Genomic DNA, 10,739 nt, shown 5'->3' on the forward strand with positions numbered 1-10,739 from the left:
TCGATGGGCGTTGTCTTGCGCGCACGCTTTGATGGGAAAGCTATAATCCCGGACGAACCCATTAACTTGCCGGAAGGCACAGTGCTGGAGGTAGAGTTCAGGGTACTGCCACCAGAGGAAGGGGCAGCCTCCGACTTTACCCCCCTGTACCGAATGATAGGCTTAGCGGAGCAAGGTCCTGTAGATGCTTCTGTCCATCATGACCTTCGCCGTGAGGACCTGATAAGTTGAGGGTAACTTTCGTCGATGCAGGTGGCTGGCTTTCCGTGATTATAAGGACTGACCGCTATCATGTGGTAGGAAGCCAGCACTACCGCCAACTACTGGAGCAGCGCGTAACAGTGGCAACCTCTGACTTTGTGCTCGACGAGGTGATTACTCGCCTTCGCTACGATGTCGGACATTCTGTAGCTTCGCAGTTCATCCACCTTGTAAGGCAGGCAGAGGAAGAACGTGTTCTTCACATCCTTCATGTGGATCAAGAAGTGTGGTACGAGGCAGAAGAGCTTTTCCTGAAGTATTCGGACGTGAAACCTTCTTTCACTGACTGTACGTCGCTGGTGTTGTTACGTCGCCACGCTATTGAAGAGGTTTTCGGATTCGACCAACACCTATGCTTAGCCGGATGTACAGTCCGTCCTGTTACTGAATAACTGGATTCAGCGCTTCCGATACCGTGAGGCTATCGCCAAGGCGGAAGCAGGAACGGAGAGGCGTCATCCCGAACTACACTCAAACCATGTCCAAAGTGCAGGAAATCAAAACCGTCTGTCCGCACGATTGCCCCGACACTTGCGCGATGCTGGCGCGGGTGCAAGATGGTCGCCTGCTGGGCGTTCGGGGTAACCCCGACCATCCCGTCACGCGCGGCTATCTGTGCTGTAAAGTGAATCGATACGAGGAGCGCGTGTACAGCGCAGACCGCGTGCTGTATCCCTACCGTCGTGTGGGTGCGAAGGGAGAGGGCAGGTTCGAGCGCATCTCATGGGACGAAGCGCTGGAGACCATTGTCACCCGCTGGCAGGAGGTCATCGCGCGCTACGGAGCCGAAGCCATCCTGCCCTACTCCTACGCGGGCACAATGGGCATCGTGAATATGTCCGCGTGCGACGGCAGGCTGTGGAATCGCATGGGTTGCACCCGCTTGCTGCGCACCATCTGCTCCACCGCCGCCGAGGCAGGTTACAACTATACGATGGGCTGGTCGGGCGGGATAGACCCCGAAAGCTTCGTTTACGCGCGCACCATCATCGTGTGGGGCATGAATCCTGCCAGCACCTGCACGCACATGATGGCTATCCTGCGCGACGCCCAAAAGCGCGGGGCAACGCTGATTGTCATCGACCCCTTCCGCACCCGCACCGCCGAATGCGCCGACTGGCACGTGCATCTCGAACACGGCACCGACAGCGCGCTCGCTCTGGGTATGATGCATGTCATCTTTCGCGAAGGGCTTCAGGACGAGGAGTTCCTGCGCAAGTATACTGTGGGCTGGGAGGCACTGCGCGACCGGGTTCTCGAAAAGTATCCGCCTGACCGAGTGGCGCAGATAACGGGTATCGCTTCAGAGGACATCGAGCGGCTGGCAATCACCTACGCCACGCAGCGACCGTCCGCCATTCGTCTGGGCTACGGCATCGCCCGCAACACCAACGGCGGGATGATGATACGCACCATCACCTGCCTGCCTGCGGTCATCGGGGCGTGGAAGGAGCTGGGCGGTGGGCTGTTGTTGTCCACCAGCGCGCACTTCCCACTTAACATGAAAGCCGTGAAGCGCCCCGACTTGTTGCAGGGTAACCCGCGCGCCGTCAACATGAACCAGCTCGGCGAGGCGTTACTCACGCTGGATGACCCACCCATCATGGCGCTGTATGTGTATAACTGCAACCCTGCCGCCGTCGCGCCCAACAGTAACCGGGTGATTGAGGGACTGCTCCGCAAAGACCTGTTCACAGTAGTGCATGAGCAGCTGTGGACGGATACAGCTCGTCTGGCAGACATCGTGCTGCCTGCCACGACGCAGATGGAACACCTGGACCTGCACACCTCATACGGGCATCTGTATGTGCAGCTGAATCAGCCTGCCATCCCGCCGCTGGGAGAGAGCCGCCCGAACTGGGACGTGCTTTCCGAGCTGGCGCGGCGGATGGGATACCAGGAGGATTGCTTCCGTGATACCGCCGAGGACATCATCCGCCAGGCGCTGGATAGCGACCACCCATTCCTGCGCGGCATCACCTACGAGTATTTGCTGGAACACGGTTTTGCCAAATTGCGCACCCCGTCCGAACCCTTCGCACCGTATCTACATGGCGAGATGTGCTTCCGAACCCCTTCGGGCAAGATTGAGCTGTACTCCGAGCGAGCCGGGCGGGATGGCTACGATCCACTGCCCGCCTACACACCTGCCGAAGAGCCGGATGGAGACCGGCAACGTTACCCCTTGAAGCTGCTCTCGCCCGCCGCACACCATTTCCTGAACACCTCTTTCGCCAATCTGGAGCGGATGCAAAAAGGCGAGCGCGAGCCGAGAATCTGGATTCACCCGCAGGATGCGGAGGCGCGAGGCATCCAGCACGGCGACTGGGTGCGGGTTTACAACGCGCGGGGAGAGGTACGGCTGAAAGCGGTAGTTAGCGCGGAGCACGTGCGCCCGGGCACTACCTGGTCGCCCTCGCTGTGGTGGCATCGCGATAGCCCCGGCGGACGCAACGTCAACGCCCTGACTTCTGACCGCCTGGCGGATATGGGAGGGGGTTCCACATTTCATACCTGCTTTATAGAGGTGGAGAAAGTATAACTATTCTGCTGCACACTTTGCCCGAGGCAGCATTCTCCGTGCGCTTACGTCTCACAACCTAGTATAAGGCTGAACGGTCTGTAAACCCTTCATAAAGCGGTAGTGCTTTTGATTGAACGTATACAGAGGTACGCCCAACGCGATTGCTGTCTGAGCGATAAGCACATCCAGCAAGCCAGCACCGTGGCTCAGGCGATATTTTAGAAAGACCTCTAATGCGCGGTCGCAGTCATCTGGGGTTAACCACACTACTCCATACGGTATGATAGCACGACACAGATGCTGTTGTTCCTCTTTGTTACGGCATCCCTGAACCAATTCCATCACTACAAATCCAGGTAAAGCAATCTCTTCCTCCTCGCCCAGTGTATTCAGCCATGCAACAGCAGGGGGATACTCACGAAGAAGATCGATAACGACATCACTATCCAGTAGAATCACCCGCCGCTTCCTCTCCGGGTTGCCTGTTTGCGGAGCTGGCGAGCATACGCGCTGCTGTCTCGAATATCAGTACGGTCTTTCCACAAGCCAATCACACCAGACTGACGTAGTTGACCTGCGGTAAGAACCTTTTGCACGGAACGGGTTTCCAATGGTAAAATGATAACCTCAACTACCTCACCTTGCTTGTAGGGGAGACCCGCAAGGTGGAGTTGTCCGTCCTCGGTAATGATTTCCTGGCGTCTTGTCGCTTCCATACAATGAGCCCGCCCGTTAGAGATGCACAATCCCTGTCCGCTTGTCTTCATTATAACACGGGTACCCGAGAGCTGCAACACGGGGCGAGTTGAAAGCCCTCTTCTCTCCCACTGGAGAGAAGAGGGCATGGGGGTTATTGCGAGCTGCTGGAACGGTCGCTGCTGCGGAGGCGACTGAGCCAGTTTTCCAGCTCACGCGCGGCGATTTCGCGTCCACCCAGACCGAACGCCAGCGCCGCCGCAACGGCTACGGCGCCCATCAGCAATCCAAATGCAATCACCACAATTTCATCGGCAATGCCCATCTGTCGCAAGGCAATTGCGCCCACGAAGATGAGCACCACCGCGCGCGTTAACCCGGCAAGCAGGTTTGCCTGTCCCATTCCGCTGGCGCGCACAGCACTTGCCGCCACCTGCGCCAGATACAGCCCCAGCACGAAGATGGCAAGCCCTGCGCCGATGTTTCCCGCATACGACAGGAAGTTACGCAGCACATCAGCTACAAGGGTCAGTCCCAGAATCTTCGACGCTTCCATCACCGCGTAATACACCACGACCACCAGAACGAGCTGCCCCATCTGCTCAGAAGGGGTTTTCGCTCCCTCCGGCAGACGGATGCCCACGCTCTGCACAAAAGCGTCGAAGCGGATACCTGTCAGCAGACTGCTGACCACCCCTTTCGTCAGGCGTCCGATGGCGTAGCCCGCAATCAGCACCAGCACAGCTCCGAAGAACGCGGGCAGTGCAGTAATCATGCGGTCGATCATGTTGCTGACGGGCGTGGTTAACGCCTCAAATGCCAGCACTTGCAGAGCAGCGGCAATCACGGACAGTAGCACGAGGGCGTACGCAGTCCAGCCTATCACGCTGGCGAGAGTGTATCGCCCCAACAGAGAAGCCAGACCGATGCGTTCGCTCAGCTGATTCACGCCAATCGAGGTGCTCAGGTTTTCGATAATGCGTCTTACCAGCCGTGCTACAAATAGCCCCACAACCACGACCAGTACGGCTGTCAACACATTTGGTAAGGCATCCAGCACTTTGTCCAGCATCTGCTGGACAGGTGCCATCAACCCGGTTAGCCCCAGCGCGCCGAGTATCGCAGGCAGGAACAGTACCAGCACCAGCCAGTACACGGTGTTTGCCGCCCCCCGGCTCACCGGTTTTGCCTCTTCGCCCGGCTCCACCGCGAGACGCTCATCCAGACGCACAGCAGTTAACGAACGTTGCACGACCGCCCGTGCGATGCGCGCCGTCACCACCGCCACAAAGAGTAGCAATAGCGCTCCCACCAGACGAGGAGCGTAAGCGAACACCTGCTCCAGAAAGCGGTTGAGCGGAGCCGTGAGCATGGTCAAGCCCAGTATCTGGAAAAACGCGATGAGCACAAACAGCATCACCACATAGTACACGAACTTGCCAGCCCACGTGGAGAAGCGCGCGGTTTCTCCCTCCGCTTCATCACCCAGCCAGCCTCGCAGACGGGCATCCATCCCCGCGCGGCGCAGCAGTCGTTGCACGTTTGCTCCCAAAATCAGCGCGACAACGTAGCCCACTATCAAGGTGGCTATCGCTGCCAACATTTGGGGAACGTGCGCAACGATGCTTTGAAGGGTGTCTTGCAGAGTTAACGGTTGGGTGTTCATGCGAGTTCACCTCCGTCTCTCAAAGATTGGTGTAGCTCCTTCTGATGGGCGATTCATCGGGAACCCGTAACTATTGTAGCATAGAATCTTTTCTTACATCAAACGCAAAAAGCGACTTTATCCGTGTGGGAGGCTGCGTATGGTTCCGGGGCGCATTCTGCCACAACTGCTGTTGAGCGCGTATGCCTCCCGAATGTGCCATAATCTATACTGCTAGCAGGAGATTTGCGGAAATCGGTCTGTGCCGGTAACCGGAGTGTGCTGGCGATTGCAAACGAGACCTCCTCCGGAGGTTCGGACCTGCCGGAGCGGGTGTGCAAGGCGTTGCCCGCCGCTTTCGGTTGCCAGGGTATCTCCCGATGTCGCTGCACCCTTGCAGGGCGCGAAGAGATGGGCGCAGGCTAAAGCCCGCGGCTACATGCGGTGTAGCCGCTGAAATCCATAACTATAAGGAGTAAAGGTATGAAGCGTACTGTCGCTTTTACAATCCTTGCCGCCATCTGGCTGGTGGTTACTGCAGTAGCCACTGCGCAGGATAAGGTAACGCTGCAGTACAAAGCGCAGAAGGGTCAAAAGATGACCTACCGTCTGGAAGCCGACCTCAGCAGTGAGTTCGGTGGACAAAAAATCCAGCTACTGATTAAGCAGACCTCCGTGGATGAGATTCTGGACGTTGCCGCCTCGGGCGAGATTACCCGCCAGTCCGTAGATGAAGAGGTGGAAGTCACCGTCAACGGTCAAAAAATGCCATCCCAGGAGGAGGCTACCAAGCGACGCACTATCACCGTCACCAGGCCCGACGGCACGCTGGTCTCCGTCCGATGGGAAGGGGGACGAGAACCCACCGAGGCGGAGCGTAAGGCGCAGATGCGTCTGATGCAGGCGACGCAGATTGTGTTTTCACCCAATCCCGTAGGTGTGGGCGACAAGTGGACGCGCGAATACAAAGAGGACACCGAGAAAGGCACGCCCAACGCCGTTGCGGAATACGAGGTACTTGCGCTTGAAAAAGCGAAAGGCGTGGACACAGCGAAGCTGCGCTACACCTACCGCGAGACAGACAAACAGAAGCCCCTGACCTTGCAGGGCGAGGTATGGGTGGAAGTGGCTTCGGGGGATATCGTGGTGCTGCAGCTGGCAACGGAGAACTTCCCCTTCTCGCCTTCGGAGCAGGCGCCCACCTTCAACGGCACACTGCGGGCGGAGCGCACTGGTGGCAGCCCCATTGGCGGTTCAGCTGCCGCCGCACAGCCTGCGGAAGCCCCCAAAAAGAAAGAGAAAACCATCGAAGAGGTGGTCAAGGACTACGAGAAGATAGAGGGGCTGTTCACCCTGTACCGTAAGAAAGAGGCAGGTAAAGACACCATCTACATGGAGGTGCGCGAAGAGCAGCTGGACAAACTGCTTCTACTGCAAGTGACGCAAAGTACAGGCACGGGCGGCTATGCGCTGGCGGCAGGCAACCCCATCGACGACATCCTGTTCAAGTTCGTGCGCCGCGATGAGCAGCTGCTGATGGTCGTGCCGAATATCCGTTTTCGTGCGGACGAGCGGCGACCCATCGCCCGTGCGGTGAAGCGTTCCTTTGCCGATGCCTATCTGGAGGCTTTCCGCATCGAGGCTCGAAACGAGGAGCAGAAACGCCTGCTGATTAACGTCAGCGACCTGTTCCGTTCGGACATCGCGCAGATTACGCGGTTGGCGCAGGCAGCGGGCGGAGCATACAGTATCGACCGCGAAAAAACCGTCATCCGCGCCATCAAGAACTTCCCAAACAACCTCGTGGTGCAGACCGCCTATCATCTGACCCGCACTGGCGCAGGCGGAGGCGGTTCGCCGTTCGCAATACCGGGCATGCCATCGGGTGCGCCGCTGGCAGATCCCCGCAGCCTGCCGCTGGAGGTAACGTATAACCTCTTCTTCCTGCCCGAAAACGGCTATATGCCGCGCCTGGCAGACCCCCGAGTCGGCTATTTCGTGACCGAGTTTCAGGACTTCACGCAGGACAAGGTCGAGCAGACGGTGCGTTACATCCTGCGCTGGCATCTGGAGAAACAAGACCCCATCGCGCCGCTATCTCCGCCCAAAGAGCCGATTGTCTTCTGGCTGGACAACGCCATCCCCGAAGAGTATCGGGACGCGGTGCGGGAGGGCATTCTGTGGTGGAATAAGGCGTTCGAGCGCATCGGCTTCAAGGACGCCATCGTGGTCAGGCAGATGCCAGATGACGCCGACTGGGACCACGCGGATATGCGCTACAACGTGATTCGCTGGGTGACATCGCCGTCGTCTGGCTATGCGGTCGCGCTGTTCCGCGCGAACCCGCTGACCGGGCAGATACTCAACGCCAGCATCACCGTCGATGCCAACATGACGCGCTTCGCCCGCGCCGAGTTCAAGCGAATGATTAACCCGCTGAGCGCGTTCGAACAGGAGCCGTCGCCTGCGAATCCGTTCCATTGCGACATCGCGGAGGAGGCAGCGTATCACGCGTGGTTTGGTGCAATGGCGATGAAGCTGATGCAGTCGCCCAAATCCACCCGCATCTCGGAAAAGGAGTACGTCAAACAGTACATCCGCGACATCGCTGCCCACGAGATGGGGCACATCCTGGGCTTGCGTCACAACTTCATCGCCAGCACGCTGCACTCCACCAAAGACCTGTGCCATGGCGAACGCATCCAGCAGATGGGCGTGTCGGCGTCGGTGATGGACTACACGCCAGTGAACATCATGGCGCTGCGAAGTCCAAAGTCCTTCTACTGGCACCAGGGGCTGGGTGTCTACGACTACTGGGCGATTGAATACGGCTACAAGCCCAGCAAAGCCCGCACGCCGGAGGCGGAGTTGCCCATGCTGCGCGCCATTGCCCGACGTGGCACCGAGCCTGGGCTGGCGTATATGGGCGACGAGTTCGCCGATAGCGTCGACCCGCTGATTACCCGCTTCGACCTGGGCAAAGACCCGCTGGAGTACTGGGCGACGGTATTTCGGGACGTGAACACCATGATCCCCCAGCTGCCCGCCAAGGCGGTGAAGCCGGGCGAGAACTACTACGAGATGACCCGCGCCTTCAACGGGCTGTTGTCCATGTACGCGCGCGCCGCCAGCGTGGTTTCGCGATACGTGGGCGGGGTGCATCTGCGCCAGAACCATCGCGGCGACCCCAACGAGAAGCCGCCTGTGATGCCCGTCAGTGCGCGCGACCAGAAGCGGGCTCTGGCGCTGCTGACGCAATACGTCTTCTCACCGAAGGCGTTCAACTTCCCCAAGCAGGTGTACCTGAAGCTCGCGCCTAACCCCTATCCCGACTACACACAGATGCTCACCAGCCGTCCGCGTCTGGACGCGCCAGTGCGCGATACCATCTCCGGCATCCAGACTGCGACGCTGCGACGGCTCTTCAGTGAGCGCACGCTCAGCCAGATTGCCAACAACGAGTTCAAGGCGTCGAAGCCGGAAGAGACGCTCACCATGACCGCGCTGTTTGAACAGGTGAGCAACGCCGTGAACGCCGAAATCATCAACGGTACGAACGTGCCTGCCCTGCGCAGACTGCTGCAACGGACTTACCTGCGCACCCTGGCGGACATGCTGGTCAATCCCGATGCGGAGGTGCCCGATGACGCCAAAATGCTGGCGCGTTATCACCTGCGCCGGCTGAAGAGCCAGATTCAGGCGGTGCGCAACCGACCGCTGGATACTGCGACGCGCGTGCATCTGGACGAGATGCTGAGCGAGATCGACCGCGTGCTGCAAGCACAATACACCATCGGCTCGCTGGCTCAGCCCGAGGCGGCTACGGCTGCGCCGCGCAGGTAAAGTGAAGGCAGGAAGGTTGTCGGACACGCTAGCGCTTCGGTAACCTTCCTGCCGCCCCAACCCTCTTCCCTTGCCGGTTCCTAATGGAGTATTATCATACAAAAGGGGACATACCATGTGCGGACGTTTCACGCTCACACAACCGGAGGCGGTCGCGCAAAGGTTCGGAGTGCAGGTCGCTCTGCTCGAGTTTCCGCCGCGATATAATATCGCGCCGTCGCAGCCGGTGGCGGTCATCATGCAAAACGGCGAACGCAGACTGGAAGCCTGTCGCTGGGGGCTCGTGCCTTTTTGGGCGAAGGACCCTGAGATTGGCAACCGGCTGATTAACGCCCGTGCGGAGACCCTGGCAGAGAAACCCGCGTTCAAATACTCGCTGGTACGGCGCAGGTGTCTCATACCCGCCGACGGGTTCTACGAATGGCGTAAAGAGGGCAATCGTCGCGTGCCGGTCTATATCCGACGGCGCGATGGGGAGATCTTTGCCTTCGCGGGGCTTTGGGACGAATGGCAATCGCCTGACGGCTCGCCCCTGCGCACCTGCACCATCATCACCACCGAGCCAAACGCGCTCATCGCCCCCATTCATGACCGCATGCCCGCCATCCTGACGCCCGAGCACGAAGCGACGTGGCTGGACGGGTCCCTGAAAGACCCCGCGCGACTGCTCACGCTGTTGCAGCCCTATCCCGAGCGGGAACTGGAGGCGTTCGCCGTCTCTTTTCGGGTAAACAACCCAAATCACGATGACCCGCAGTGTATTCAGCCGGTGTGAGGGGGACGCCATGCCGCGTACGTATCGGATAGTGATTGGGGTGATGGGCGCGTCGCAGTGCGACGAGCAGACCTTCGAGATGGCGCGTCGGGTGGGCACGCTCATCGCGCAGCGGGGAGCGGTGCTGCTGTGTGGAGGGCGCGGTGGGGTCATGGAAGCCGCCGCGCGAGGGGCAAGAGAGGCGGGCGGTCTCACCATCGGTATCTTGCCGGGCATGAACGCCAGCGAGACGCCTCCCAATCCCTACATCGCCGTGGCGATATTTACCGGCTTGCGCGATGGGCGCAACTGGATCAACGTGTGCGCCAGCGATGCGATTATCGCTATCTCTGGCGGCTACGGCACGTTGTCGGAGATCGCACTTGCGCTGAAGGTGGGAAAGCCGGTGGTGTTGCTGCACTCGTGGGAGCTGCCTTCGCACGAGGCTTCGCCATTGTATGTCGCCCGAACCCCTGAGGAGGCGGTGGAGATGGCGTTTCGGGAGATTCGTGGATCCTGATGGCATTGCCAGCAGGAACAACAAAAGCCGCCGCTGCTTGATAGGGACGAAGACTGAGGGCTACCCTTGAAATTTTCTCTCACTTCCCCGCAAAATCCCTTGCCAAACACGACGACCCTGTGATATACTGTCCCCAAAGAACCAAATGAAGAAGGGGGAACCATCATGAACCGTGTTCGCAAACGCTTTGTGACCAAACCCCTCGCATTGGCTCTTTCTGTTGTATTCCTGCTTACAAATGCGGGGGGGGGGTAACCACGCTTGGCAGTATCCTCGCGGCAGCTGCCTCGCTGGCGCTGTTCCTCGCCAACACCACCACCGCTTACGCTGCCACGCTCCACCACCTGTGGAACCAGACCGTCCTCACCGCCGCACTCCTGCCACCATCCGGAGGTAGCGGCACCAACTCGGGCATCGGAATCGGCGATGACGAACCCCTGCCCAATGAAACCAACACCGGCAACCCCTACCGATGGCAGGCACAGCTCGCCGACAC

At 59.3% G+C, this 10,739-nt stretch carries 9 protein-coding genes; 7 read left to right on the top strand and 2 right to left on the bottom strand.

Annotation, left to right across the window (positions count from 1 at the left end):
* Nucleotides 1-3 precede the first annotated feature (3 nt).
* The 3 genes from K6U75_15040 (at nt 4) to K6U75_15050 (ending at nt 2,803) form a co-directional block, all read left to right on the top strand.
* Nucleotides 4-231, top strand: a complete 228-nt coding sequence (locus tag K6U75_15040; protein ID MCL6476359.1) for a hypothetical protein — start codon at nt 4-6, stop codon at nt 229-231.
* Nucleotides 228-653 carry a PIN domain-containing protein gene (locus K6U75_15045; GenBank protein ID MCL6476360.1) on the top strand — a complete coding sequence of 142 codons (426 nt, stop codon included), beginning with the start codon at nt 228-230 and terminating at the stop codon, nt 651-653. Before K6U75_15040 ends, K6U75_15045 begins: the two co-directional genes overlap by 4 nt.
* Before the next feature lie 86 nt (nt 654-739).
* Nucleotides 740-2,803, top strand: coding sequence for a molybdopterin oxidoreductase family protein (locus K6U75_15050; GenBank protein ID MCL6476361.1), 2,064 nt, complete (start codon nt 740-742; stop codon nt 2,801-2,803).
* 51 nt (nt 2,804-2,854) lie between these two features.
* On the opposite strand, the gene K6U75_15055 is transcribed toward K6U75_15050, so the two are convergent.
* Nucleotides 2,855-3,244 (bottom strand): type II toxin-antitoxin system VapC family toxin, encoded by a 390-nt coding sequence (locus K6U75_15055; protein MCL6476362.1) that lies wholly within the window; start codon nt 3,242-3,244, stop codon nt 2,855-2,857.
* Nucleotides 3,245-3,635: 391 nt separating this feature from the next.
* A complete protein-coding gene (locus K6U75_15060) occupies nt 3,636-5,147 on the bottom strand; it encodes a mechanosensitive ion channel (GenBank protein MCL6476363.1) in 1,512 nt (503 codons plus the stop codon).
* Nucleotides 5,148-5,372: 225 nt separating this feature from the next.
* Between K6U75_15060 and K6U75_15065 the strand changes: the two genes are divergently transcribed.
* From K6U75_15065 to K6U75_15080, 4 genes are all read left to right on the top strand, one after another.
* Nucleotides 5,373-5,552: a hypothetical protein gene (locus K6U75_15065; GenBank protein ID MCL6476364.1), complete on the top strand. Its 180-nt coding sequence runs from the start codon at nt 5,373-5,375 to the stop codon at nt 5,550-5,552.
* A gap of 57 nt (nt 5,553-5,609) precedes the next feature.
* Nucleotides 5,610-8,969 carry a zinc-dependent metalloprotease gene (locus tag K6U75_15070; protein ID MCL6476365.1) on the top strand — a complete coding sequence of 1,120 codons (3,360 nt, stop codon included), beginning with the start codon at nt 5,610-5,612 and terminating at the stop codon, nt 8,967-8,969.
* A gap of 115 nt (nt 8,970-9,084) precedes the next feature.
* Entirely contained in the window at nt 9,085-9,744 is a 660-nt protein-coding gene (locus tag K6U75_15075) for an SOS response-associated peptidase (protein MCL6476366.1), read from the top strand.
* Nucleotides 9,745-9,754: 10 nt separating this feature from the next.
* A complete protein-coding gene (locus K6U75_15080) occupies nt 9,755-10,243 on the top strand; it encodes a TIGR00725 family protein (GenBank protein ID MCL6476367.1) in 489 nt (162 codons plus the stop codon).
* Nucleotides 10,244-10,739 lie beyond the last annotated feature (496 nt).

It is taken from the genome of Bacillota bacterium (assembly GCA_023511455.1).
GTDB lineage: Bacteria > Armatimonadota > HRBIN16 > HRBIN16 > HRBIN16 > HRBIN16.